Source organism: Comamonas sp. Z1, assembly GCF_008121555.1.
GTDB lineage: Bacteria > Pseudomonadota > Gammaproteobacteria > Burkholderiales > Burkholderiaceae_C > Comamonas > Comamonas thiooxydans.
The window spans coordinates 13,220-37,108 of sequence record NZ_VOQT01000001.1; the positions used below are offsets into that span (position 1 = coordinate 13,220).

At 61.4% G+C, this 23,889-nt stretch carries 21 protein-coding genes; 12 read left to right on the forward strand and 9 right to left on the reverse strand.

Annotated features, from left to right (window positions below):
• Nucleotides 1-137: 137 nt before the first annotated feature.
• Nucleotides 138-665: a nuclear transport factor 2 family protein gene (locus FSY45_RS00095; RefSeq protein ID WP_046462423.1), complete on the forward strand. Its 528-nt coding sequence runs from the start codon at nucleotides 138-140 to the stop codon at nucleotides 663-665.
• Between the two features lie 78 nt (nucleotides 666-743).
• On the opposite strand, the gene FSY45_RS00100 is transcribed toward FSY45_RS00095, so the two are convergent.
• The gene (locus tag FSY45_RS00100; protein WP_046462424.1) at nucleotides 744-1,268 is read right to left on the reverse strand and encodes an OmpA family protein; all 525 of its coding nucleotides are present in this window, start codon (nucleotides 1,266-1,268) and stop codon (nucleotides 744-746) included.
• A gap of 300 nt (nucleotides 1,269-1,568) precedes the next feature.
• On the opposite strand from FSY45_RS00100, the gene FSY45_RS00105 reads away from it, so the two are divergent.
• Both FSY45_RS00105 and FSY45_RS00110 read left to right on the forward strand, forming a co-directional pair.
• A complete protein-coding gene (locus FSY45_RS00105; RefSeq protein ID WP_046462425.1) occupies nucleotides 1,569-2,198 on the forward strand; it encodes a gamma-glutamylcyclotransferase in 630 nt (209 codons plus the stop codon).
• A gap of 102 nt (nucleotides 2,199-2,300) precedes the next feature.
• Nucleotides 2,301-2,912, forward strand: a complete 612-nt coding sequence (locus FSY45_RS00110) for a superoxide dismutase family protein (protein ID WP_003070831.1) — start codon at nucleotides 2,301-2,303, stop codon at nucleotides 2,910-2,912.
• Nucleotides 2,913-3,054: 142 nt separating this feature from the next.
• On the opposite strand, the gene FSY45_RS00115 is transcribed toward FSY45_RS00110, so the two are convergent.
• Entirely contained in the window at nucleotides 3,055-3,687 is a 633-nt protein-coding gene (locus FSY45_RS00115; protein WP_046462497.1) for an NTP transferase domain-containing protein, read from the reverse strand.
• 34 nt (nucleotides 3,688-3,721) lie between these two features.
• Here FSY45_RS00115 and pdxH point away from each other — a divergent pair, with 34 nt between their 5' ends.
• Together pdxH and FSY45_RS00125 are read left to right on the forward strand one after the other, a co-directional pair.
• Nucleotides 3,722-4,369, forward strand: a complete 648-nt coding sequence (pdxH, locus tag FSY45_RS00120) for a pyridoxamine 5'-phosphate oxidase (protein WP_046462426.1) — start codon at nucleotides 3,722-3,724, stop codon at nucleotides 4,367-4,369.
• A gap of 143 nt (nucleotides 4,370-4,512) precedes the next feature.
• Nucleotides 4,513-5,592, forward strand: coding sequence for a site-specific integrase (locus FSY45_RS00125; RefSeq protein ID WP_148747880.1), 1,080 nt, complete (start codon nucleotides 4,513-4,515; stop codon nucleotides 5,590-5,592).
• A gap of 62 nt (nucleotides 5,593-5,654) precedes the next feature.
• Here the strand turns inward: FSY45_RS00125 and FSY45_RS00130 are convergent, their stop codons facing one another.
• From FSY45_RS00130 to msrA, 3 genes are all read right to left on the reverse strand, one after another.
• Nucleotides 5,655-7,796, reverse strand: coding sequence for a TonB-dependent receptor domain-containing protein (locus FSY45_RS00130; protein ID WP_046462428.1), 2,142 nt, complete (start codon nucleotides 7,794-7,796; stop codon nucleotides 5,655-5,657).
• A 159-nt stretch (nucleotides 7,797-7,955) separates the two neighbouring features.
• The gene (locus FSY45_RS00135; protein ID WP_046462429.1) at nucleotides 7,956-8,381 is read right to left on the reverse strand and encodes a hypothetical protein; all 426 of its coding nucleotides are present in this window, start codon (nucleotides 8,379-8,381) and stop codon (nucleotides 7,956-7,958) included.
• Nucleotides 8,382-8,553: 172 nt separating this feature from the next.
• Nucleotides 8,554-9,090, reverse strand: coding sequence for a peptide-methionine (S)-S-oxide reductase MsrA (gene msrA, locus FSY45_RS00140; RefSeq protein ID WP_046462430.1), 537 nt, complete (start codon nucleotides 9,088-9,090; stop codon nucleotides 8,554-8,556).
• 188 nt (nucleotides 9,091-9,278) lie between these two features.
• On the opposite strand from msrA, the gene FSY45_RS00145 reads away from it, so the two are divergent.
• From FSY45_RS00145 to FSY45_RS00165, 5 genes are all read left to right on the forward strand, one after another.
• Complete coding sequence (locus tag FSY45_RS00145; protein ID WP_046462431.1) at nucleotides 9,279-10,529, forward strand: efflux RND transporter periplasmic adaptor subunit; 1,251 nt, start codon at nucleotides 9,279-9,281, stop codon at nucleotides 10,527-10,529.
• The gene (locus FSY45_RS00150) at nucleotides 10,530-13,784 is read left to right on the forward strand and encodes an efflux RND transporter permease subunit (protein WP_148747881.1); all 3,255 of its coding nucleotides are present in this window, start codon (nucleotides 10,530-10,532) and stop codon (nucleotides 13,782-13,784) included. It abuts the gene before it with no gap.
• Between the two features lie 22 nt (nucleotides 13,785-13,806).
• Nucleotides 13,807-14,517, forward strand: coding sequence for a protein-L-isoaspartate O-methyltransferase (locus FSY45_RS00155; RefSeq protein ID WP_004340917.1), 711 nt, complete (start codon nucleotides 13,807-13,809; stop codon nucleotides 14,515-14,517).
• Between the two features lie 117 nt (nucleotides 14,518-14,634).
• Nucleotides 14,635-14,982, forward strand: coding sequence for a rhodanese-like domain-containing protein (locus tag FSY45_RS00160; protein WP_003079187.1), 348 nt, complete (start codon nucleotides 14,635-14,637; stop codon nucleotides 14,980-14,982).
• A gap of 82 nt (nucleotides 14,983-15,064) precedes the next feature.
• Nucleotides 15,065-16,531 (forward strand): TolC family outer membrane protein, encoded by a 1,467-nt coding sequence (locus FSY45_RS00165; RefSeq protein ID WP_004340912.1) that lies wholly within the window; start codon nucleotides 15,065-15,067, stop codon nucleotides 16,529-16,531.
• A gap of 80 nt (nucleotides 16,532-16,611) precedes the next feature.
• On the opposite strand, the gene FSY45_RS00170 is transcribed toward FSY45_RS00165, so the two are convergent.
• The 4 genes from FSY45_RS00170 to FSY45_RS00185 form a co-directional block, all read right to left on the reverse strand.
• Nucleotides 16,612-17,916, reverse strand: a complete 1,305-nt coding sequence (locus FSY45_RS00170) for a 3-deoxy-D-manno-octulosonic acid transferase (protein ID WP_148747882.1) — start codon at nucleotides 17,914-17,916, stop codon at nucleotides 16,612-16,614.
• An 18-nt stretch (nucleotides 17,917-17,934) separates the two neighbouring features.
• Nucleotides 17,935-19,323 carry a phosphomannomutase/phosphoglucomutase gene (locus FSY45_RS00175; protein ID WP_148747883.1) on the reverse strand — a complete coding sequence of 463 codons (1,389 nt, stop codon included), beginning with the start codon at nucleotides 19,321-19,323 and terminating at the stop codon, nucleotides 17,935-17,937.
• A 244-nt stretch (nucleotides 19,324-19,567) separates the two neighbouring features.
• Nucleotides 19,568-21,460: a propionate--CoA ligase gene (locus tag FSY45_RS00180; RefSeq protein WP_004340905.1), complete on the reverse strand. Its 1,893-nt coding sequence runs from the start codon at nucleotides 21,458-21,460 to the stop codon at nucleotides 19,568-19,570.
• Between the two features lie 363 nt (nucleotides 21,461-21,823).
• Nucleotides 21,824-22,426: an isochorismatase family protein gene (locus FSY45_RS00185; RefSeq protein ID WP_004340903.1), complete on the reverse strand. Its 603-nt coding sequence runs from the start codon at nucleotides 22,424-22,426 to the stop codon at nucleotides 21,824-21,826.
• Between the two features lie 374 nt (nucleotides 22,427-22,800).
• Here FSY45_RS00185 and FSY45_RS00190 point away from each other — a divergent pair, with 374 nt between their 5' ends.
• Nucleotides 22,801-23,427 (forward strand): C40 family peptidase, encoded by a 627-nt coding sequence (locus FSY45_RS00190; protein ID WP_034349623.1) that lies wholly within the window; start codon nucleotides 22,801-22,803, stop codon nucleotides 23,425-23,427.
• Between the two features lie 197 nt (nucleotides 23,428-23,624).
• Entirely contained in the window at nucleotides 23,625-23,876 is a 252-nt protein-coding gene (locus FSY45_RS00195) for a GlsB/YeaQ/YmgE family stress response membrane protein (protein WP_003079200.1), read from the forward strand.
• Nucleotides 23,877-23,889: the final 13 nt, after the last annotated feature.

Consider the following 23,889-nt stretch of genomic DNA (forward strand, 5'->3'; position numbering starts at 1 on the left):
CTTCAGATTCCTGGACCGAGCGGCACATGAGTGCCGCTTTTTTTGCCTGAACGGCCTACCTATCGTCCAAACATGGGTTTTCAGTTATTGGCCTGCACTCAAGACTCAGTACTCCAACACCAATCAGGAGACAGGCAATGAGTGACTCGGTTCTGGAGCAACTCCAGCAGCGTTTGCAGCATCTTGAGGATATTCAGTCGATACAGACTTTAAAGGCCCGGTACTTGCGAGCCTGCGATCAGAAGCAGCCGAATGCCATGCGTGAGTGCTTTGTGGAGCATGGCGCAGTCATCGAGGCTGATGGTTTTCCGGCTTTTACGGATCGAGAAGAATGGGTGGAAACCTTCACCAGACTGGCAGTTGCCAATCCGTCCATCCAGGACATGCACCACGGCCACAACCCTCAGATCAGCTTTACGGGCGCCGATAGTGCAAAAGGCTTGTGGGATCTGGAGTTCTGCCAGGTCAATGTCAAGGAACGCACCATCGTCAATCTTTCAGGTCAGTACAGCGACGAGTACGAGCGCATCAACGGGTGCTGGCAGATCCGTTCCATGCGCTTTGCGCGGGGATCGTTTGTCATGCGCCAGGTCGATGCCGGCGGTATTGAAAGAGTCATTGCCCTGGGCAAGCCTCCGGCAGCAGGATTCATTGAAAACAACTGATCCTTGCTCTGCTGCAAATACCAAAAAGCCCGATACAGCGAATGCCATATCGGGCTTTGCGCAAGAGAGCCGGGTTTATCAGTCGGCCAGAATCACTTCCACACGACGAGCTTCGGCATTGGAGCCGTTGGCCTGAGATTGCTCAGGCTTCTTCAGCTCGACCTTGTCTTCTGTCACGCCCAGTGCCACCAGAGCGGCCTGGACGGCTTGCGCACGTTGCTTGGCCAGCTCCGCGTTGATTTCAGCACTGCCGGTTGCATCATGGAAGCCGGAGATCACAGCGCGCTTGCCTTCAGCCACGCCCTTGACCACGTTGCTCAGCGCTTCGTTGGCGCCAGCGGCTACTTCCGCCTTGCCCGAGACAAAGTAGAACTTGACCACACCGTTTTCCACGATCACGCGGGCAGTTTCTTCAACCACCACCACAGGCACGTTGGTCGCGCTGGGTGCGGACACGGCGGCTTCAGCCTTGGGAGCATGGGAAATGCCGCGCTTGTAGACGACGGTGCCGACGACGGTGGAGACAACCAGAGCGATCAGGGCAAACAGAAAACCCAGGGCAAAGCGTTGTTGGCTATCGTCGTCAGAGCTGTTGAAGGACATGAATGAAATCTCCGTATTTGCGGGTGATTATGAAAGTACGAAACCTGTATTCATGACGCTTTGCAGCCGGCTACATGCTTCAGGCTGACAAAGCGACAAAACCACGCATTCTAGAGGTTTGCCGTGAAACGCCCTAACGACTACCTTCACGGCAATCGCAAAAAAGATTCAAGTTTCAGCCGTTTCACAGCGGCAAAGCGTTGCTTTTACGCCTTCGTGTGTGCACAGGTGCACCGACGGCGCGTCCGCGCGTTATATATCAAAGTCAATTCAGCTCTGAATCCGGTTTGAGGAGTTTCCATGTCCGCCCTGCCCTTGTTGAACCATTCCATGCGTGATGCCGACCAGATGCTGGAGCGGGCTCTGGCGCAGTGGGGAGGCGATGAGGATTTGTGGATTTTTGGCTATGGCTCCCTGATCTGGCGTCCCGAATTCGACTTCAGCGAACGCCGATCGGCCCATGTACATGGCTGGCATCGTGCTCTCAAAATGTGGAGCACCATCAACCGTGGCACACCCCAGGTACCAGGCCTGGTGTTCGGCATGCTCTCGGGCGGCAGCTGCCAGGGCATGGCCTTCCGTATTCCACGCAACCAAGGCGATACCGTCATGCGCAAGCTTTGGCTGCGTGAGATGCCCAATGCCGTCTATGACCCGCGCTGGCTGCCTTGCCGCACGCCGCACGGAGCCGTGAAGGCCCTGGCATTCACGCTCTCGCGCCAAAGTCCGCACCATACCGGCGAGTTGGCGCCGGATGAATACCGGCGCATCTTCTCTCAGGCCCAGGGCATATATGGCACAACGCTGGACTACGCCCAGGCCACTTTTGACGAGTTGCAACGGCTGGGCATTGACGACAAAGCGCTCAAGCGCCTGCTGGCCTATGCAGATTTCCAGCAAGCCAGGTGCTCAGCTGTTGCTGCTATTTGAAACGTAGCTAACATCGCTCTACTGTATTGGGATACAAGGCAAAAAAGCTTGAAATTCTGGCGATCCGGGGCACAATGGCCTTTTGATTTCGGAAAGACTGCCATGCTCCCTAACCGTGTTGCCGCCCTCTTTTCACGCCCAGCCTGGACAGGTCTGGCGCTTGCCGCAAGCCTGGCCGTGACGGCCTGTTCCACGACCAGCAACACGGCCGCGCCCTCTTCTTCGGAGACGGCGTCTGCAGCAACTCCCAGCAAAGGCGTGCAATCGATTGCACGTCTGGAAGCCACCAAGGGCAGCCAGGTAACGGGCACGGTGCAGTTCTTCCCGCAGCCTGACGGTAGCGTGCGAGTAAAAGGCCGCGTGGAAGGGCTGGCGCCGAATAGCGAGCACGGCTTTCACGTCCATGAAAAAGGCGACTGCTCCAGCGGCGACGGCTTGAGCGCCGGCGGCCATTTCAATCCTGGACAGCAGGCGCATGGCAAATTCGGCGACACCAAGGCCCATCACATCGGTGACCTGCCCAGCCTTGACGCCGATACCCAGGGCGTGGCGACTATCGATTTTTTGAGCAAGGAGTTCAAACTGGACAGAGGCAGCAACGGCATTCTGGGTCGGTCGCTGATCGTGCACAACGATCCGGATGACTACACGACCCAGCCTACCGGCAATTCAGGCGCGCGCCTGGCTTGTGCCGTGATCGAGCGCGGCGCGTAAAGCCGTCGCTCTCTCATGGAAAGAGCCGCGAACGCGCGCCAGCAAGACAAGGTCTGATGGTCGACCAAGCCTTGACCGAGACACAGCGACAAACCTAGACGAACTCGGCAAAATCAATGGTTGTCGAGTCCTAGCCCCTCCTTCAGGGGCTTTTTGACGACCGTGAATTGCGATCCTGCCAGATCATGCGCGCTTCCTCCAAGGCCTGCACGGTGTCCACATCGAGCACGCAGCCTATGTCATCACAGTCCCAGCGTTGCAGACGCTGATTCTCCGCCGCATTACGCACGATGGAGGCCGCGCCCTGATCGCCACTCAGCAGGGCGAGTGCCTGAGCTGCCGCCCGGCTAAAAGCTACTGGATGACCCTTCCGCCCCTGGTAGAAGGGTTGAATCACATGCAGCTCACGGCTATCCAGCCGCGTTAGCTGCAAGGCCAACTCGTGTAGCGTAGCGGCTTGAACCAAAGGCAAATCTGCAGGCAGGATCAGCCAGCCTTTGGCACCAGCTGTGGCCTTGACGGCCGCCGCAATGCTGTCGCCCATGCCGGGATGAGGCCCGCACTCCAGATGCCAGGGAAGGCCAGAGGCCTGCACTGCAGACAGAGTGGTCTGTAAAACGGTTTGCTGGCCCAGCACGGCCTGGAGCTTGTGGCTGGAGCCGCCCGATGCGAGAAAGCGCTCTCCCCTGCCCGCAGCGAGAACCAGCACACAAGGCCGGTCCGGATCAACCATGGGAGCGGGCAAAACTTCTTGATTCATATTGCTGTCGAGCATAACGCCGGCTTTGGCTGCGCGGCACAATGTGAACATGAGCAGCCTATCTTCATCCATTGCCGATCTGCGCAAAAGCTATGAACGCGCAGAGCTGAGCGAATCCGCTTCCAACCAGAATCCCCTGCAGCAGTTCGACCAATGGCTGCAGGAAGCTGTGAGAGCCCAGGTGCCCGAGCCCAATGCCATGACTGTGGCGACCGTGGGCGGCGACCTGCGACCCAGCACGCGCATCGTGCTGATCAAAGGCTATGACGAGCGTGGCATTGTCTGGTACACCAACTACGACAGCCGAAAGGGTCAGCAACTGGCGGGCAATCCATTCGCCGCCCTGCAATTTCACTGGGTGGAGCTGGAGCGTGTGGTGCGCATCGAAGGCCGTGTGGAAAAAGTCAGCGCCGAGGAAAGCGATGCCTACTTTGCCAGCCGCCCGCTTGACTCCAGGATCGGGGCCTGGGCCAGTCCACAAAGCCAGGTCATCAGCGGTCGCGGCGTGCTGGTGGCCAATGCCGCCAAATACAGCGCGCAGTTTTTACTCAATCCTCCCCGGCCTCCTCATTGGGGTGGTTTCCGTCTTGTGCCCGAGCGTTGGGAGTTCTGGCAGGGGCGCAAGAGCCGGCTGCATGACCGCCTGAGCTACCGCCAGGAAGGTCAGGACTGGATTCGCGAACGGCTGGCGCCCTGAGTTTTGATGGATCCGTCATGAAAATATGAGGGCGCTGCGACAGAAAGCGCCCTCTTCGCTGATTACTTCGGGCTTGTGATTGAGTGAATGTATTTTTGTTGGTAGTGATAGATATTTCATGTAAGTTACATTAAACTCTTCATATGCAAGACAAACCCATTCCGGATCAGCAGTCTCCAGATCCATCCACACTGCCAACTGGAAGCCAGCTGTTTCGCGACTGGCTCGAGCATGAGGGCAGCAAGAGCTGGGATGCGCTGGACACATCTCCAGACGGCAATTATGAAAAGGTCTGGCAGGCCTGGTTGATGCATCTGTCCGGGCAAGCACCGATCGCAGACAAGGTGCGCCCTGCCCGCAGGCCGCGTTCTTCAAAGTCCTGGCATCAGGCAAGCGAGCTGGATGTACAGAGCTTCTTGCAGATACGCGATGGACAACGAGCGCACCACCACCCCGAGCGCAAGATCAGTCCGGTCACCCGCCGCCGCTACTGGCGGCTGTTGGAGCGCATCTACGACCATGCGATGGAGCACGGCTGGATCAGCGCCAACCCTGCAACCGGTCTCGAGCCGACTGAACGCCCTCCCTCCGAGGACGGCAAGGGCCATTGCCTGCCTCCCCTGCTCTGGCAGTCACTGCCAAGGCACTTTCCTGGCGCCGACGGTTATCAGGACGCACGCGACCGCGCCATTGTGCTGCTGCTCTACGAGATGGCTCTGGCCCCCGAAGAGGTGCGCAGCCTGCTATGGAAGAACCTGCTTTCAAGCACAAATCAAGTCTGGGTTGGCAGCTCGGAAAGCATTGCGAACGGAGAGTCGCCCCTGCCCCGCTACCTGCAGATAGAAGGCGGCAGAAATGCTCAGCAAAGGCTGCTTGAGCTGCCCGACTCCGTGGCTCAGGCCCTGCAAAGCTGGAGAAGATTCAGCGCCGCACAGCGCGGGCCGTCAGTGATTGACGGCAACCATATCGTCTTCTATTCGCGCCGTGGCGGCGAGTTGTCGGTACGCATGCTGTTCCATGTGGCCTCGCAGATCATTCAGCGCGCTCACAGTGCCCAGCCCGAGGACAGCCAGAAATTTCCGTTGCAGCGCGTGGGGCCGCAGGTCTTGCGCAACACGGCCATCGTGCAGTGGCTGCGCGCCGGCGTGCCCGAATCGGAAGTGATTGCCAGGATAGGCGTGGACAGCACTCGTTCCCTGCGCCATCTGCAGCACTATCTATAGCCATGGCGTCCGGCCCAGGCCCAAACCCGGGCCGGATGTAGCTTGGCTCATCAAGAGCCGGATCAGAAGTCCATTCTCAGACCGACCACCAGATTGCGACCCGTCAACGGGGCTGCACTCTTGATGAACGAGGTTGCAGCGTAGGCCAGACGGTTGGTGAGGTTCTGGCCCTTGACATAGAACTGCCACTGGTTGCCGCCACTCTTCCAGAGGTAGCTCGCGCCCAGGTTCAGCATGCCGTAGCCCGGCGTCTGGGTTTCATACTGAGCCGTGCGGTTCTGGCGCAGTACCTGAGTCCATTCGGCCATGGTGTCCCAGCCGGCCAGACGCGCGTTCACCCGCAAGCCGGCACGTAATGCCGGAATGCGTGGCAGCGCAGAGCCATCTTCCAGACGCGCACGCACGCCGTCGCCAAACAGGCTCAGGCTCAACTCGCGACTCAGGCGCTGGCTCAGCTGAGCCTCCCAGCCCGTAAAGCGCGCATTGCCCTGGGTGTATTGCAGCAGCTGCAACCCTTCGTGAGCATCCAGCGTGGCGCCGTAGATATAGCCCTTGATGCGGTAGTGATAGGCATTGAGCTTCCAGGTCGTATCACCGGCCGTCTTGGCCAGGCCCAGGTCCAGCGCCTGCGAGCGCTCGCGCGACAGATTGGGATTGCCGATTTCGTAGGTTGCCGTGGCCATGTGCAGGCCGTTGGCAAACAGCTCTTCGGCCGTGGGCATGCGGCTGCCGCTGGTGAACGAGGCCGATGCGCTATAGCCGGGCTGGAACTTCCAGGCCGTGCCCAGCGACGCCGAAGTGGCGCTGTGGCTGCGACGCTCGTTGCTCAGCTCGGCCTCCACGCGTTGGCGGTCGTGGCGCAAGGCTCCCTGAAAGCTCCAATCCTGCCAGCGGTATTCTTCCAGCAGATAGAGGCTGTGGCGCTGGGTATCCGTGGGCTGCACATAGGCCTCTTCGCCCGTGGCGCTGAAGCGGCGCTTGAGGGTTTGCAGACCCAGCGTGCCACGCCAGCCGGCGATGGGTTCATGCTCCATCTCCAGGCGCAGGTCATGGGCCTTGTTTCTGAACTGAGTGGCCACGCTGCCATCCTCGATCTCGTCGTGGCGGTAATTGGTCAGGCCCCCGCGCAGACGCAGTGCGGCGATGCCGGCTGTAGGCTTGCGCCATTCGCCGCGCAGATCCCAGCGCTCGCTGGTCAGATCGACCACGGGCACACTGCCGCCTTCCTCATGATCATGATCATGGTCGTGGTCATGCCCATCATGCGAGCCGCAATGCAGATGATCGCCATGTGCGTGGCAGCCTTCGAAGCTGTGCTGATGGCCTGGCAACCCGTACCTGGCCTGCTGCCGCGTGTAGGCCAGGCCCAGATAGCCCTGATTGCCTACCCAGGACAGGCCCACGCTGCCCGTGTTGCCGCGGCTGAAGCTGCCCGGAACCTTGCTCTGGCCCCAGCCGCTGCCCACGCGATAGTCTCCCGCGTTGCGGGCCACGCCTTCGGCATGCAGCACCAGCTGGCCGTTATCGTTCTTGAGCGGCGTGGCCGTGGTCAGGGAGAAGGCCCCGGCCGACATGCCTGCCGCCGTGCCGGCCTGCACCTCGGCCGAACCTTCCAGGCCCTTCTCAGGCACCCGGGTCGGAATCTTGCCGTCCAGCACATTCACCACGCCCCCCATGGCGCCGGGGCTGTAGAGCAAAGCTGAAGGGCCGCGCAGCACTTCGATCTGATTGGCCAGCAGCGGCTCGGTGGTCACCGCATGGTCGGGGCTGACCGTCGAGGCATCGAGCAACTCCGAGCCATCGCTGAGCACGGAGACCCGCGCACCATCCATGCCTCGAATCACGGGGCGGCTGGCTCCCGCACCGAAATGGCTGGCATTGATGCCCGGCTCGGCCGCCAGGGTCTCGCCCAGGGTCGCGGCACGGCGCAGGCGCAGTTCCTCTTCACCGAGCACCTGGACGGGCGTGGCCATATCGCCGGCGGCCATGCCGGTCGCCGATACGGTCACCTCCGCCAGGCTGGACTCTTGCTTGGCCGCATCGGACTGCGCAAAGACCAGGGGCGAGCAGGCCAGCAGGCCCAGGCCTGTACCCAGAGCCAGCCCGCGCCCTGCCGGCTGCAGCGCTTCGATGGCGCGGGCCAGAGCCGACTTGGAAGAACGGCGCAAGGAATGGGCGGAAGAATTCAAAAAACGTTGAGACATCTCAGTTCCACAAGCGACCGTGCGCACGCAGACCATCAAAGAAAGTACGCACGGAAATTCAATAAAATAGCCTTAATCGCTTATGTACAAAGCGCTTACAGCTATCAATTCTGAAGTTTCTGGTGTAGGCAACAAACCATGCCGCAGCATGGCTTCAACCTAGGCCAGGGAGCTGAGAGACAGAGGGGGCGCGCGTGCAGCCAGCGGCGCTGCAATAAAGACGGCTCTGGGCGCGGGAGCAAAAGGCCGGGGGATGAAGCTGTCAGGTGGCGGCGCACTGAAAGCGAGTACGGCCACAGGCCCGGCATAGCCATGATTGGCCTGGTCCAGCAGCTGGCATTCTGCCGGTCCATGACCGGCAAACAGCGCATGCACCCAGGACAGGTCCGAGGCGCAGTTGCTGCGGTCGGCCTGGCAATCTCCCGCCACTTCGCCAGAGGCTGCCGATAGCGCGGGTGCCGCATGGCTGTGCGCCGCATAGATCTTGCCCCCGGGCGAGCTGCCCAGGTGAACAGCACGGTGCATCTGGCCCAGCGTCGGCCCCAGCACCATGGCCAGGGCCAGCAGGCCCATCAGCCAGCGCATCACCCAGATTTCGCGCAGACACAGACGACCGTCAGCACGGGCTGAGCGGGTGGGTCGACGCAGATGGGAGTGAAGTGACACGTTATGGAGCTAGTTCTGCCTCGGACGGTGCGAAAGCGGCCAAGGGTTGCAGAGTGTATCTGCACTCCGGGCCATACGCTGACAGACTGGCTTAATCCTTGAGCCAGCGCGAAAACGCTTTCTGGAATTTCTGCACCTTGGGTCCCACCACAAAAGCGCAATAGCCCTGGCCCGGGTGCTGCAGGAAATAGTCCTGGTGATAGTCTTCGGCAGGCCAGTAGTTGGTCAAGGGCTCGATCTGAGTGACCATAGGTGCATCAAACGCTTTTTCGTTCTGCATTTCCTGCATCAATGCCTGTGCCTCGGCCGTTTGCTTCGCATCGGTGGTGAAGATCGCGCTGCGGTACTGCGTGCCCACATCGTTGCCCTGGCGGTTCAGCGTGGTCGGATCATGGGTGCCGAAGAAGATCAGCAGCACATCGCGCAGGCTGATGACGGCGGGATCGAAGTCAAGTTTCACTACCTCGGCATGACCGGTCTGTCCGGTACAGATATCGTCGTAGCTGGGATGGTCCAGGTGGCCATTGGCATAGCCGCTCTCCACATCGACTATTCCGCGTACACGGTCGAAGACGGCTTCGGTACACCAAAAGCAACCTCCGCCCAGATAAATGGTTTCCGCTGCCATCACCGGCTCCTTGGTTTTTTAAGACGCGTCAAGCGTAGCTCAAATCAACTACCCATTTTCACCAATGACAGCGATTGCGGCGCCGCTATGCTGCAGGGCGCCCACTACACTTGCAATACAAGCCGTGCCTGGCGCACCTACCATGTGGCGCATAGAACAGAAAAACCTGCCTCAGAGGGATACACACCATGAAGCGTTCCGGCCGCTGGGCCTTGAGTCTGGCCCTGATCGGCTTGCTGGTCGTCATAGGCTGGCGCGCAGTCGTCAATCTGCAGCATAAAAAACAGGCCCCGAACCATGCTGCGGTTCCGCAGGAGCTGCCCATACAACTGGCTGCCCAGGAGGTTCTGACGGTCCAGCCCCTTCAGCTTGCCTTGAGCGTTCCGCTCAACGGTGTGGTGCAGGCGGTGAACTCGGCCGTGGTCAAGGCCTATGTCGCGGGCGAACTGCGCGGCCTGACGGTGCGTGAAGGCGATAGCGTCAGCAAGGGCCAGCAGTTGGCTCGCGTTGATGCCACGGAGGCCGAGGCACGCTGGCGCCAGGCGACGCAGCAGGCCGATGCCTCCAGAGCCCAGTTGGTGATTGCCCAGCGCAACCAGGACAACAATGCGGCCCTGGTGCAAAAAGGCTTTATCTCCACCACGGCACTGCTGACCTCGCAGGCCAACCTGGATTCGGCCCGCGCCAATCTGGCTGCCGCCCAGGCCGCCGCCGATGCGGCCCGCAAGTCCGTCACCGACGCCGTCATCACCAGCCCCATGAGCGGGCAGATCGCCCAGCGCTTTGTCCAGAACGGCGAGCGCGTTGGTGTGGAAGCGCGCATCGTCGAAGTCGTCGATCCAGACAAGCTGGAAATCATGGCCCAGCTCGCTCCCGCAGATTCGGTACAGGTTCAGGTCGGCCAGATGGCCGAGCTGCAAGTGCCCGGTGCCCCCCAGGACATGACGTCCATCAGAGCCAAGGTGGTGCGCATCAATCCCAGTGCACAGACCGGCTCGCGCACCGTGGCCGCCTATCTGGCAGTACAAGCGGACGAAGCCGCCAAAAACAATAGCAGTCAACGCATTCCACAGTTACGCCCCGGGCTGTTCCTGCAGGGAAGCATACTGACCGGCAACGCCAGCCAGCTAGCCGTTCCTCTGGCCTCCGTGCGCACCGACAAGCCCCTGCCCTATGTGCAAGTGCTGCAAGCGGGCAAGCCGGCCGTGGCCGCAATCGCACCGGAGCGTGCACAGGAAATCTCCAACCGCACAGAGCTTCGCGTGATCCACAAGACCGTGGAGCTGGGACGCCAGTCCGCCCATGAAGGCGCAACCTGGGTTCAGGTCCTCAAGGGCCTGAATGCGGGCGACCGGATACTGGCTGGCAGCACCGGCGGCCTGCGCGAAGGCACGCTGGTCGAAGAATCGGCCGAGCCAGTCAGCAGCGGGAGCCGATAAATGTGGTTCACGCGCATCAGCCTGAAAAACCCGGTGCTGGCCACCATGCTCATGCTGGCCTTTGTGGTGCTGGGCGTTTTTTCCTACCAGCGGCTCAAGGTCGACCAGTTCCCGAACATCGAATTTCCCGTGGTGGTGGTCACGGTCGAGTATCCAGGAGCCTCGCCGGAGATCGTTGAGAGCGAGGTCACCAAGAAGATCGAGGAAGCCGTCAACTCGGTCGCGGGCATCAATGCCCTGACCTCGCGCAGCTACGAAGGCACCAGCGTCGTCATCATCGAGTTCCAGCTGCATATAGACGGCCGCCGCGCTGCCGACGATGTGCGCGAGAAGGTCGCCTCGGTGCGCCCCACTCTGCGTGACGAGGTCAAGGAACCGCGTGTCATCCGTTTCGACCCGGCCAGCACGGCGGTGTGGTCGCTGGCCGTGCTGCCAGACCCCCATGCCCTGCACGGCGAGACCGCAGCCAATGGCCAGAGCGTGACGCCGCCCGACGCGATTGCGCTGACGAGCTGGGCCGACCAGGTGCTGAAAAAGCGGCTGGAGAACGTGCGCGGCGTGGGCGCAGTGAACATGGTCGGAGCCACCAAGCGCGAGATCAATGTCTATCTGGACCCACGGGCGCTTGAGGCCTATGCCATCACCCCCGAGCAGGTTGCCCAGGCGGTGCGTGCCGAGAACCAGGATCTGCCTGTGGGGGCGATCCGCTCCAAGGCCCAGGAACGCGTGGTGCAGATCGATGCCCGCATCCAGCGCCCCGAGGAATTCGCCCGCATCATCGTGGCCTACCGCAATGGCGCTCCGATCCGCGTCGGCCAGTTGGCCCGCGTGCAGGACGATGCGCAGGAGCTGCAGACCCTGGCGCTGTACAACGGCAGCCGCACTCTGCTGATGTCCGTGCAAAAGGCCCAGGACGAGAACACCATCGAGGTGGTCAACGGCCTGAACGCGGCGATCAAGGCCATCGCCCCCGAGCTGCCGCCCGGCGTGCGCCTGCAGGCGATTGCCGACAACTCGCGCGCCATCCGCGTGGGTGTGGACAATGTGCGCCAGACGCTGATCGAGGGTGCCTTGCTCACGGTGCTCATCGTTTTTCTGTTTCTGAACTCCTGGCGCTCCACGGTAATCACGGGGTTGACGCTGCCGATTGCCTTGATCGGTACCTTCCTCTTCATGTACTGGTTCGGCTTTTCCATCAATATGGTCACGCTGATGGCACTCTCGCTGTGTGTGGGTTTGCTGATCGACGATGCCATCGTGGTGCGCGAGAACATCGTGCGCCATGTGCAGATGGGCAAGAACGCCTATCAGGCAGCCATGGAAGGCACGCAGGAGATCGGGCTGGCCGTGCTCGCCACCACGCTTTCCATCGTCGCCGTATTTCTGCCCATAGGCTTTATGGGCGGCATCATCGGCAAGTTCTTCCATGAGTTCGGCATCACCATCGTGGCGGCCGTGCTGATCTCCATGTTCGTCAGCTTCACGCTGGACCCCATGCTCTCCAGCGTCTGGCATGACCCGGCAATCCACGCCCATGGCGAACATGGCAGCAAAAGCCTGTACGACCGCACGCTGGGGCGCGTGACGGCCTGGGTGGAGCGTATGAGCGATCGGCTCTCGGACTTCTATCAGGGCATACTGCGCTGGTCACTGGCTCACAAGCTGCTCACCCTGGCGCTGGCCTTCATTATTTTCATAGCAAGCATCGCTCTTGTACCCTTGCTCGGCACCGAATTTGTGCCAAAGGCGGACTTCTCGGAAACTTCGATCAGCTTCAACACCCCCGAGGGCTCCTCGATCGAAGCCACCGAAATCAAGGCCAGGCAGGTGACGGACATATTGCGCGCCTTGCCCGAGGTGCGCTACACGCTGACCACCATCAACACCGGCAATGCCAACGGCAAGAACTACGCCAATATCTATGTGCGCCTGGTTGACCGCCACCAGCGCAGCCGCAATGTGGACGAGATTTCGGCCTATCTGCGCCCCAGGCTGCAGGCGATTGCAGGCATCAAGCTCACCCATGTAGGCCTGCGCGAGGCCGTGGGCGGGCAAAAGCAGGTCGAGTTCTCGCTCATGGGCCCGGATCTGGACGAACTGGGCCGCCTGAGCCAGATCGTGCAGGAGCGCATAGCCGACATCCCGGGCCTGGTCGATCTGGACTCCAGCCTCAAGCCCAACAAGCCCATGGTCAATATCGAGGTCCATCGCGATGCCGCGGCCGATCTGGGCCTGTCGATAGGCAATATGGCCGGCGCGCTGCGCACCTGGGTGGCCGGCCAGACCGTGGGCAACTGGCGGGCCAGCGACGACCAGACCTATGACGTGAACGTGCGGCTCGAGCCCGAGGCCCGCACCACGCCGCAGGACCTGGAGCGCCTGCCGTTTGCACTGGCGACCGGAGATGGCGGCATGCGCATCGTGCGCCTCAACCAGGTTGCCAGCGTGGTGGACAGCACCGGCCCCAGCCAGATCAACCGCCGCAACCTCAACCGCGAAGTCGCCATCAACGCCAATGTCTATCTGCGCAGCACGGGCGAGGTCACAGCCGATATCAAGCAGGCGCTGGCCACCACTCCCATGCCGCCCGGCTACAGCTACCAGTTCAGCGGCGCGGCCAAGAACATGGCCGAATCCTTTGGCTACGCGATTTCCGCGCTGATGCTGGCCATCATCTTCATCTACATGATTCTGGCCAGCCAGTTCAAGAGCTTTCTCCAGCCCCTGGCACTCATGACCTCGCTGCCCCTGACGCTGATCGGTGTGGTGCTGGCCCTGATGATGTTCGGCTCGGCCCTGTCCATGTTTTCCATCATCGGCGTGGTCATGCTCATGGGTCTGGTGACAAAGAACGCCATTTTGCTGGTGGACTTTGCCATCCGCGCCCGCGAGCCCCGTACCAACGAGGCCAGCGGCCAGACCGAGCCGGGCCTGCCGCGCAACGAAGCGCTGCTGCTGGCGGCCCGGGTGCGCCTGCGCCCGATCCTGATGACCACGCTGGCCATGATCTTCGGCATGGTGCCGCTGGCCTTTGCGGTCACCGAGGGCTCCGAGCAGCGCGCCCCCATGGGTCAGGCCGTGATCGGTGGCGTCATCACTTCCTCGCTGCTGACCCTGGTCGTGGTGCCTGTGGTGTACTGCTATCTCGATGATTTTGCCAACTGGATGCGCCGTAAATGGTCCGGCGCGCACTCAAAAAGCGCTGAGCCGCCGCACGAAGCCTCCGAGGCTCGTAGAATCGATGGTTTGTCCTGATAAGTCTTTCCCCGGAGATACCATGGCCCTGCCAATGAATGCCCAAGTGGACCCGCGCGATGTGCACGCGCAGGCTCGTTTCAACATGATCGAACAGCAAATCCGCCCCTGGAACGTGCTGGACGAGTCCGTGCTGGAGCTGATGGGCAAGGTCCACCGTGAAGACTATGTGTCGCCTGAATACGCGAACATGGCCTATATGGACATTGAAGTCCCCCTGAAGGGCACGGCCGAAGAAGCTGCCGCCAAAGGCTGGCACATGCTGGCACCCAAGATCGAAGCGCGCATGCTGCAAGATGTGAAGATCAAGCCCACCGACCGCGTGCTCGAGATCGGCACCGGCTCAGGCTATATGGCAGCCCTGCTGGCCGCCCAGGCCAAGGAAGTCGTGACGCTGGAGATCGACCCCGAGTTGGCCGAAATGGCCCGTGAGAATCTGCTCAGCGCCGGCGTCAAGAATGTCGAAGTCAAGCTGGCCAACGGTGCCACCGCGTCCCTGGCTCAGGGCGCGTTCGACGTGATCGTGCTCAGCGGCTCGGTGGCCCAGGTTCCCGATGCCCTTTACGCCCAGCTCAACGAAGGCGGCCGCATTGCCGCCATCGTCGGTCACATGCCCGTGATGCGCTTCACGCTGGTGACCAAGAACGGCAACAATTTCGAAGTCCAGCAACCCTGGGATACCGCTGCCACCCGCCTCGTGGGTTTTGAAGAGCCTTCGCGCTTCTCGTTCTAAACGCTTGTTGCGTTCGCCCTGCTTGCTGCGCTGCGACTCGGCGGTGCAGCAATCAGGGCCTGTCTTTCAGTGTCAGGGCCGGCCCGCAGATTCGACGGCCGGCCACCAGGAGTTTTTATGTTGACCCAGGTCTTGCCCGCCCAGTTCCAGCAATGGCTGGCTTCTCATGCCGCGAATGGCGTCAAGCCCGTTGTGCTGGATGTGCGCGAACCCTGGGAAGTCACCCTGGCCAGCATTCAGCCCGGTGAAGGCTTCGAGTTGCGCTGCATTCCCATGCACGACATCCCCGGCCGTCTGCAGGAGCTGGACCCAGACCACCCCGTCGCCTGCCTGTGCCACCATGGCGCACGCAGCATGAGCGTGGCTGCGTTTTTGCTCAACAACGGCTTTGAGGACGTCAGCAATATCACCGGCGGCATTGACGCCTGGTCGCTCAGCGCCGACCCGGGCGTTCCCCGTTATTGAAAGATTGCCGGGCCTATTGCTCGGACAATCCAGAACTTTGTTGAGTTTCCGTTGTGATCGAGATCGCCCAACCCTGACATCTATGACCAAGCTGCCCAGGCCCCTGCAAGCCCCCTCCGCCCACGCGCTGCGTGCCATTTCCTTGGGAGTTTTGCTGGCATGGGCCGGCGCTCAGACACAGGCCCAGACCTTGTCGGAGCTAGTGGCTCAGGCCCGCGGCTATGACGCTTCATGGCAGGCTCAGCAAGCCGATGCGAGAGCTGCGGCCAGCCGCGCCGATCAGGCCCTGTCCGGGCTGCTGCCCAACGTGGGTCTGACGGCGGGAGCCAACCGCACCCATGTCGACATTCACACCTCGGTGCCCGTGCCCGGCATGGCCAGCAGCTTCAACAACACGCAGCAGAACGTGCAGCTCAGCGCCCAGCAGCCGCTGTATCGCCCCGCCAACAAGATTGCCTACGAGCAGGGGCAGCGCGGCGTGGATGTGGCCCAGGCTCAGCTGGATGCAGCCGCACAAAACCTGATCGTGCGTGTGGCCCAGGCCTATTTCGATGTGCTGGCAGCCCAGGACAGCGTTCAGGTCGCCCAGTCGCAAAAGCAGGCCATCAGCACCCAGCTCGAGATGGCCAAGCGCAATTTCGAAGTCGGCACGGCCACCATCACCGACTCGCGCGAAGCCCAGTCCCGCTTTGACCTAGTCACAGCCCAGGAAATCGCCGCGCAAAACGATCTGCAGGTCAAGCGCGTGGCCCTGGATCAGCTCGTGGGCCGCGTCGGCATTCAGCCCACGCCGCTGGCCGCGCCGCTGACCCTGCCCAGGGTGGAGCCCGTCAATATGCAAGACTGGGTGGACAAGGCCCTGGCCGCCCAGCCCCAGTTACGCCAGGCCCAGCTGGCCCTGGACATTGCCAGGCTGGACACGCAGAAGGCCGAGGCCGGCCACAAGCCCACCGTGGACCTGCAGGCCGGTTATGTGGTCAACCGCTATCCCAACGGCTCCATGACTCCATCCATTCCCCTGAGCTATCGCACCAACGCTGCCCAGATCGGCGTGGTCATGAACATGCCGCTGTTTGCGGGCTTTGCGGTGCAGAACCGCATCCGGGAGACCGTGGCGCTGGAGGAAAAAGCCAGCGCCCAGCTCGACGATGCCCGCCGCAACGTGGAGCAGGCCACGCGCACCGCCTTCCTCGGCGTGCAGTCCGGCCAGGCTCAGGTCAAGGCGCTGGAAGCGGCTCTCGCCTCCAGCCAGAGTGCGCTGGAGGCCAACAAAATGGGTTATGAGGTGGGCGTGCGCATCAATATCGATGTGCTCAATGCCCAGAGTCAGGTCTACCAGACCGAGCGCGATCTGGCCAATGCGCGCTATCAGGTGCTGCTAGGCCAGCTCAAGCTGCGCCAGGCTGCAGGCGTGCTCAGCGACGATGATCTGCGCATGATCGACGCACTGACACGCACGCCCGGCATTGCCCCGGCTGCGGCAACAAGGCCAGCCGTTACAGGCAGCATGGCTGCTGCACGGCCTGCGGCCAGAACGCTCAAGCGCTAAGACCGGTCGAGAGACAGATTTCAGGGTTCGACATCATATCGACCTAAAACCCTTGCCCACAGGGCGCTATATGCTCCTGATCAAGGAGCATTCATCAACGCTTGAATCGCCTCGGCCGTGGCCGCGGCCGCACCGCGATTGCCCTGCACCATCTGTCTGCAGCTTTGTACGGCGGCCTGCAGACGGTCGGGCCTGGCCACCAGATCCAGGGCCTGGCCCAAGCCTGCACCCATATCCTGCACGCCCAGGGCTGCGCCGGCATGCAGCGCCTGCTCGGAAGCTTGGCTGAAATTGAAGGTATGCGGCCCCAGTATCACGGGACAATCACAGGCCAGCGCCTCGATGAGGTTCTGCCCGCCCAGCGGCGCAAAGCTCCCTCCCATCAGGGCTGCTGCTGCCAGGCAGTAATACAGGGGCATCTCGCCCAGCGAATCGCCAAGCCAGATCGCACCGGACTGCAGGGGAGGCATCTGCCCCCACTGGCTGCGCCGAGAAACAGCAAAGCCTGCTTTGCCCAGCAAGCTTTCCACCTCGTCAAAGCGCTGAGGATGACGCGGAACGAGCAGCCATTGCACCGCCGTTGCAGCATCGCCCAGGGCCTTGAGCGCATCGATGAACATCGCTTCCTCGCCCTCGCGGCTGCTGGCAAACAGCAGCACGGGGCGCGCCAACGCAGTGCGCCATTGCCCGGCCCGGGCGATCTGGGCGGCATCAGGCTGCACATCGAATTTGAGATTGCCCAGCACCGCATCCACGTGGGCGCCTACATTGCGCAGGCGCTTGGCATCGGACTCGGTCTGCGCCCAGACGGCAGCCAGTGCGCCGTATGCCGGGCGAGACAGGGGCCTGACTCTCAGAGCACCGGCTTCGGATTTCTCGTTGAGACGTGCATTGGCCAGGGCCAGAGGAATGCCCCTGTTGGCACAAGCCGCAATCAGATTCGGCCAGATCTCGGTTTCCATCAGCACGCCCACGGCAGGCTGGAACTGTGCGACAAAACGCCTGGTGGCGCCCAGGGAGTCCCAGGGCAGCCAGACCTGCACATCGCCCGGGCGCAACAGCTTTGCGCCCTCTTCTCGCCCAGTCGCAGTGCTGTGCGTCAGCAGCAGACGCATAGCCGGCATGCGCTCGCGCAAGGCCTTGATCAGAATGGCGGCAGCCCGGGTCTCGCCCAGCGACACCGAATGAATCCACACCCATCGGCCGCGTCCATCGCGCCCCAGATCTGCAGGCTGGTAATGGCCGAAGCGTTCAGGCACGGCCACGCCGTAGCCCGGCTCAGCCAGCGCTCTGCGACGCAGCTTGCGCCGCAGCAGCGGCTGCACCGCCCAGGCCAGCGCACTGAACAGCGCACGGGCAAAGCTCATGGGAGCCGGTTTGGCCATGCTTGAGCGCTGCTTCGCTCAGTGCGCAGAAGCGCCCACCTGGGCGTCAGGCTTGACGCGCTTGAGCAAGGCCAGCATCTGCGCTTCTATGCGCTGCAAGGCTTGCTGTGTATGGCCTTCAAAGCGCAGCACCAGCACCGGCGTGGTGTTGCTGGCACGGATCAGGCCGAAGCCGTCGGCCCAGTCCACGCGCAGGCCGTCAATGGTGCTGACCTGGGCAGGTTCGGCAAACTCCGTGGCAGCGAGCGCCTGCAGCTCGGCCGCCAGACGATGGGGCTCGCCTTCGGCACAGGCCACATTGAGTTCGGGCGTGGAGAAGCTGGTGGGCAATGCGTTGAGCACTGCGCTGGGGTCGGTTTCGCGGCTGACGATTTCGAGCAGACGGCAGCCGGCATAGGTGCCATCGTCAAAGCCGAACCAGCGCTCCTTGAAGAAGATATGGCCACTCATCTCGCCACCCAGCGGCGCGCCCAGCTCCTTCATGCGAGCCTTGACCAGCGAATGGCCGGTCTTGTACATCACGGCCTTGCCGCCGGCAGCTTCGATCTCGGGGGCCAGACGCTGGGTGCACTTGACGTCGAACACGATGGAGCCGCCAGGCACGCGCGAAAGCACATCCTTGGCGAACAACATCATCTGACGGTCGGGGAAGATGTTCTGGCCGTCCTTGGTCACAATGCCCAGACGGTCGCCGTCACCGTCAAAGGCCAGACCCAGCTCGGCATCGCTGGTCTGCAGGGCCTGGATCACATCGCGCAGGTTCTCGGGCTTGCTGGGATCGGGATGGTGATTGGGGAAGTTGCCGTCGACTTCAGAGAACAGCTCAATCACCTCGCAGCCCAGCTGACGGAAGATGGCGGGCGCCGACGCACCGGCCACGCCGTTACCGCAGTCCACCACGATCTTCATGGGCCGCGCCAGCTTCACGTCGCCCACGATGCGGGCGGTGTAATCGGCCAGCACATCGGCGCGGCTGATCTGTCCGGCACCGGTAATCGTCCAGTCCTCGGTTTCCATGCGTGCGCGCAGGGCCTGGATTTCCTCGCCATAAATGGCGCGGCCTGCCAGCACCATCTTGAAGCCGTTGTAATCCTTGGGGTTGTGGCTGCCCGTCACCTGAATGCCGCTGGTGCACAAGGTCGCGGCCGCAAAGTACAGCATGGGCGTGGTGGCCAGGCCGATGTCGATCACATTCACGCCCACATCGGTCAGGCCCTGCATCAATGCCTCCGACAGCGCGGGACCCGACAGACGTCCATCACGGCCCACCGCTACGGTTTTTTCGCCGGCTACCAGCGCTGCCATACCGAATGCGCGGCCTATGCCACGGGCGACTTCTTCAGTCAGTGTCGACGGCACGATGCCGCGAATGTCATAGGCCTTGAAGATGGAGGATGCAATTTGCACAACAGCTCTTTCTCGAAGTTTTTCAATTCCATAGCGCCAGGCAGCGGACTGCGCGACGCGATCGGGCGATTTTAGGCTGCAAACAGCAAGGCCTGCGCCTTGATGGTCGCAGGCCTTGTATTCAAATGTCCCCTGAGTCGCTTCGAGTCTTCCCTGAGGGGACGACCGACTTTGCTGCGGGGCGGGCCTTGCCTGGACTGTGTTGATTTTGAGGGCCATCACCGCAGGCTACGGCTTGCTGAAGTTACAAGCGTTGCTGAACCTGAGCCAGGGCCGCAGGATCCTCCATGGTGCTCAGATCACCAGGGTCACGACCTTCGGCCACGGCCTGCAGGGCCCGGCGCAGCAGCTTGCCGCTGCGCGTCTTGGGCAGAGCCGTGACGAAAATCACGCGAGACGGACGCGCAACCGCACCCAGACGCGAGTCGACCAGCTTCATCACATCGGCCTCCAGGGCCTTGCTGGACACCTCATCTGCCACCAAGGCCGCATCGCGCACCACGGCAAAGGCCAGCGCAGCCTGGCCCTTGAGATTGTCGGCAACGCCAACCACCGCCACTTCGGCAATCTGGGCATGGGCAGAGATGCTCTCCTCGATCTCGCGCGTGCCCAGGCGATGGCCCGCCACATTGATCACATCGTCGGTACGGCCAAGAATGAAGTAGTAGCCGTCCTCGTCACGGATGCCCCAGTCGAAGGTGCTGTAGATCAGCCGACCCGGAATGCTCTTCCAGTAAGTGTTGACAAAGCGGTTGTCGTCACGCCAGACCGTCTGCATGCAACCGGGCGGCAGCGGACCTTCAATCGCCAGCACGCCCTTCTGATTCGCCTGAGTCAACTCCTCGCCGCTGGCGTCATCGATGAGCTTGACGTTGTAACCGTAGACCGCCCGGCCCGGACTGCCAAAACGCGTGGCCTGCTTTTGCACGCCGTTGCACAGCGTCATGATGGGCCAGCCGGTCTCAGTCTGCCAGTAGTTGTCGATGATGGGCTTGTTGATGGCCTGGCTGATCCAGGCCGCAGTGGGCTCGTCAAGCGGCTCGCCAGCCAGCCACAGGGCCTTGAGGCTGGAGATGTCGTAGCGCTTGAGGTAATCCGCATCATGCTTTTTGAGCACGCGAATCGCCGTCGGCGCCGAGAACATGTGCGTGACCTTGTATTTCTCGACAATGCTCCACCAGATGCCGGCATCGGGGTTGACTGGCAGGCCCTCATACATCACCGTAGCCATGCCCGCAATCAACGGCGCATAGATGATGTAGCTATGACCCACGACCCAGCCGATGTCGCTGGTGCAGAAGAAGGTCTGTCCGGCCTGGGCATCGAAGATATGCGGCATGCTGGCCGCCAGCGCCACGGTATAGCCGCCCGTATCGCGCTGCACGCCCTTGGGCTTGCCTGTGGTGCCGCTGGTATAGAGGGTGTAGCTGGGATGGGTTGACTCCACCCAGACGCAATCCACCCGTGCATTCATGTGCCGGGCCCGCAAGGCCGACCAGTCATGGTCGCGACCTGCCTTCATGGGCATTTCGGCCAGCCCGCGGTTGACCATCAGCACGGCAGCGGGCTGGTGGCTGGATTGCCTGAGCGCTTCATCCAGCAAAGGCTTGTAAGCCACGACACGGCCGCCACGCGAGCCCGCATCGGCGCTGATGATGACCTTGGGTTCGGCATCATCGATGCGCGACGCCAGCGCGCCCGAGGCAAAGCCGCCGAACACCACGGAGTGAATGGCGCCCAGACGCACGCAGGCCAGCATGGCAAAGCAGGCCTCGGCAACCATGGGCATATAGATCTGCACGCGGTCGCCTTTTTGCACACCCAGCGACTGCAACACGGCGGCCATGCGGTTGACTTCCGCATGCAGCTCACGGTAGCTGTAGACCTTCTCGGTCTGGGTTTCGGTGGAAATGGCGATCAACGCGTTCTGATCGCCGCGCTCTGCCAGATGGCGGTCAATGGCGTTATGACAAAGATTCGTTGTGCCGCCCACAAACCATTTGGCGAATGGCGGGTTGCTGTAGTCACAGATCTGCTGCGGCTTCTGCTGCCAATCGATCAGGCCGGCCTGCTCCGCCCAGAAGCCGTCGCGGTCATGAATGGAACGCTGATAAAAATCTTCGAAACGCGTGGTCATGAATATGTCTCCTTGACTCTCCGTCTTCTGCAGAGAGTTTTCTGAATTCATAATTATTCATAACGCGCTTGCCAAAAACTGACAGCACTTGACTATCGCATCAACGCCGCATCAGAGCACCGGCCCAAGCACGTTCAGTTCCTGGGTCCTCCTTGAAACCATCTTCTAGGAATTCGTGTCCGCCGTGCCATGAGGTATGACATAGTGCTCCTGACTCCTCGGTGGACACCCCATGGAGAACATCTGCAAGCTAGGCAGCGATTCCTGGGATCTGAGCGCCACTGGATGGGAATGTGGCGATCAGCGCGCAGCCAAAAGAAAAAGCGCCCAGAAGGCGCTTATTTCCTGAATAGCTGCAAGCGATTACTTGACCAGAGCCAGCATCTCCTTGAAGGCAGGGTCTTCGCAGGTGCGCAGCCACTCGAACATCACCATCTCGGTGGTCACCAGTTCGGCGCCGGCGCCCGCCAAACGGTCAAACGCTGCATCGCGGTTACGCTCGGTGCGCGAACCGCAAGCATCCGTCACCACCCACACATCGAACTCGTCTTCCAGCAGCTCCAGCGCCGTCTGCAACAGACAGACATGGGTTTCGCAGCCGGCAATCACCACCATATTGCGCTCGGGCGCCTGCTGCTGGGGCTTTTGCAGATGCTTGGGCAGGCTGCGCGCATTGCCGCCCTGCGGCTTGGCAGGAGGACGCAGCCATTCACCCAGCCCCTCCGGCACGGCGCTGAAATACATTTTCTCCAGCGTCTTCTGGCACAGCGCCTTCAGTTCCGCATTATTGGCGCCAAGGCGCGAGGGGTTCTGCTCAGTTCCCCAGACAGGCACATCCAGCAGCTGCGCCATCTTGGCCAGCTTGACGGCATTGGCCAGCGCTTGCGCGCCTTCGTGAATGACGGGCATCAGCTTGTCCTGGTAGTCCACCAGAACCAGTTGCGACTCGGAAGCTTCTAACAACATGGCAAATCTTTCTTAAAACCGTGTCAAGCCACTGCTAAAAAGCGCAGCGCTCGCGCAGGACAGACGCACGGCGCGCTGAGGAAGCGTGTCGCATCGGCTGCAATCGATGGCGCTATTGTCGCTGCAAGCGCATGCCGGGGTAGAAAGTCCGTCAATGCAACGCCTCTCGCATGTCAATACCATGAATTGGTGCATTCCCGACCCGCATTCACCAGAATGGGGAAATCACTTACTGCAATACGCTGCAAATTTGAGAGCAGCTCAGGCAATAAGCTTATGCCTGCAGCTCACTTGCTGTACTGCATCAAAAACCAAGAGAAAAAATTGGAAATAGAGCCCCCATCCTACAAATGAACGTGTTACCCTCACGCCCCATGTCCCGATGGCTTATTGCACTTCTATTTGTCGGCGTTACCTCAGCGCACGCAGCGCCTAGCGAGCAGCGTGACGACGACATGGCCCAGTTGCTGGTCAACCGCGGCCTCATCACCCAGTTGCGTGAAGCTCGACACTCCGTGGCCGAGAAGACGACTGATTTCGTGCGCGAAGCACGTCAGAACGTGGCCGAAAAAACCTCCGATCTGGTGGTGACGGCCATGGGCTTCCTTGGGGTTCCCTATCGCCTGGGCGGCACCAATGCAGAAACCGGCTTCGACTGCAGCGGTTTTGTGCGGGCCATCTACTCCCAGACCATGGGCAAGGTTCTGCCTCGCGTCTCTGCCGAACAGGCCAATGCCACTCAGCAAATTGACCGCAGCGACCTCAAGCCCGGTGATCTGGTGTTCTTCAACACCATGCGCCGCACATTCAGCCATGTGGGTATCTACGTGGGTGATGGCAAATTCATCCACGCACCGCGCACCGGTGCCAGCGTACGTGTGGAAAGCATGCAGACCTCCTACTGGGCTCGCCGCTTTGACGGCGCCCGCCGCGTCGAAGGTGCTGACGCTTCGGCAACCACGGCTGCTGCATATAGCGCCCTGGGTCCGTTGCAGCCTTGATTTTGAATCAGAGCTCGACCAAAACGCCTGCTTTCTGCAGGCGTTTTGGTTTTTTCCTTGAGCTCTGATGTAGCCCATGCCGCCGCATGTTTTCATGCAAGAACCACGCTCGCGCCGACATTCAGAATCGTCCGACAGAGTCGACCTGCCGGGCCGCGTAGAGTCACTTTCGTCAAAGCACCAACAGGGAACAAAATATGTCCATCATCGGAACCATCATCGTCGGTCTTATCGTCGGTTTGATTGCGCGGGCCATCAAGCCCGGCAATGACAGCATGGGCTGGATCATGACGATTCTTCTCGGTATCGTCGGCTCGTTTGTAGCAACCTATCTGGGCTCGGCCATGGGCTGGTACCAGCCCGGGCAAACCGCAGGCTGGATCGCATCGGTCATTGGGGCCGTGATTCTTTTGTTTATTTATGGCATGGTGCGCGGTAAGGCCAACTGAATCTGAATTCCGA

What these genes read in the sequence shown, in the direction of transcription:
- FSY45_RS00110 (WP_003070831.1), top strand. Translation starts at nt 2,301, where the DNA reads ATGCTCCCTAACCGTGTTGCCGCCCTCTTTTCACGCCCAGCCTGGACA.
- FSY45_RS00195 (WP_003079200.1), top strand. Translation starts at nt 23,625, where the DNA reads ATGTCCATCATCGGAACCATCATCGTCGGTCTTATCGTCGGTTTGATT.
- FSY45_RS00100 (WP_046462424.1), bottom strand. Translation starts at nt 1,268, where the DNA reads ATGTCCTTCAACAGCTCTGACGACGATAGCCAACAACGCTTTGCCCTG.
- FSY45_RS00145 (WP_046462431.1), top strand. Translation starts at nt 9,279, where the DNA reads ATGAAGCGTTCCGGCCGCTGGGCCTTGAGTCTGGCCCTGATCGGCTTG.
- FSY45_RS00105 (WP_046462425.1), top strand. Translation starts at nt 1,569, where the DNA reads ATGTCCGCCCTGCCCTTGTTGAACCATTCCATGCGTGATGCCGACCAG.
- FSY45_RS00180 (WP_004340905.1), bottom strand. Translation starts at nt 21,460, where the DNA reads ATGACCACGCGTTTCGAAGATTTTTATCAGCGTTCCATTCATGACCGC.
- FSY45_RS00095 (WP_046462423.1), top strand. Translation starts at nt 138, where the DNA reads ATGAGTGACTCGGTTCTGGAGCAACTCCAGCAGCGTTTGCAGCATCTT.
- FSY45_RS00150 (WP_148747881.1), top strand. Translation starts at nt 10,530, where the DNA reads ATGTGGTTCACGCGCATCAGCCTGAAAAACCCGGTGCTGGCCACCATG.
- msrA (WP_046462430.1), bottom strand. Translation starts at nt 9,090, where the DNA reads ATGGCAGCGGAAACCATTTATCTGGGCGGAGGTTGCTTTTGGTGTACC.
- FSY45_RS00125 (WP_148747880.1), top strand. Translation starts at nt 4,513, where the DNA reads ATGCAAGACAAACCCATTCCGGATCAGCAGTCTCCAGATCCATCCACA.
- FSY45_RS00135 (WP_046462429.1), bottom strand. Translation starts at nt 8,381, where the DNA reads ATGCGCTGGCTGATGGGCCTGCTGGCCCTGGCCATGGTGCTGGGGCCG.
- FSY45_RS00130 (WP_046462428.1), bottom strand. Translation starts at nt 7,796, where the DNA reads ATGTCTCAACGTTTTTTGAATTCTTCCGCCCATTCCTTGCGCCGTTCT.
- pdxH (WP_046462426.1), top strand. Translation starts at nt 3,722, where the DNA reads ATGAGCAGCCTATCTTCATCCATTGCCGATCTGCGCAAAAGCTATGAA.
- FSY45_RS00185 (WP_004340903.1), bottom strand. Translation starts at nt 22,426, where the DNA reads ATGTTGTTAGAAGCTTCCGAGTCGCAACTGGTTCTGGTGGACTACCAG.
- FSY45_RS00190 (WP_034349623.1), top strand. Translation starts at nt 22,801, where the DNA reads ATGTCCCGATGGCTTATTGCACTTCTATTTGTCGGCGTTACCTCAGCG.
- FSY45_RS00115 (WP_046462497.1), bottom strand. Translation starts at nt 3,687, where the DNA reads ATGCTCGACAGCAATATGAATCAAGAAGTTTTGCCCGCTCCCATGGTT.
- FSY45_RS00170 (WP_148747882.1), bottom strand. Translation starts at nt 17,916, where the DNA reads ATGGCCAAACCGGCTCCCATGAGCTTTGCCCGTGCGCTGTTCAGTGCG.
- FSY45_RS00165 (WP_004340912.1), top strand. Translation starts at nt 15,065, where the DNA reads ATGACCAAGCTGCCCAGGCCCCTGCAAGCCCCCTCCGCCCACGCGCTG.
- FSY45_RS00160 (WP_003079187.1), top strand. Translation starts at nt 14,635, where the DNA reads ATGTTGACCCAGGTCTTGCCCGCCCAGTTCCAGCAATGGCTGGCTTCT.
- FSY45_RS00155 (WP_004340917.1), top strand. Translation starts at nt 13,807, where the DNA reads ATGGCCCTGCCAATGAATGCCCAAGTGGACCCGCGCGATGTGCACGCG.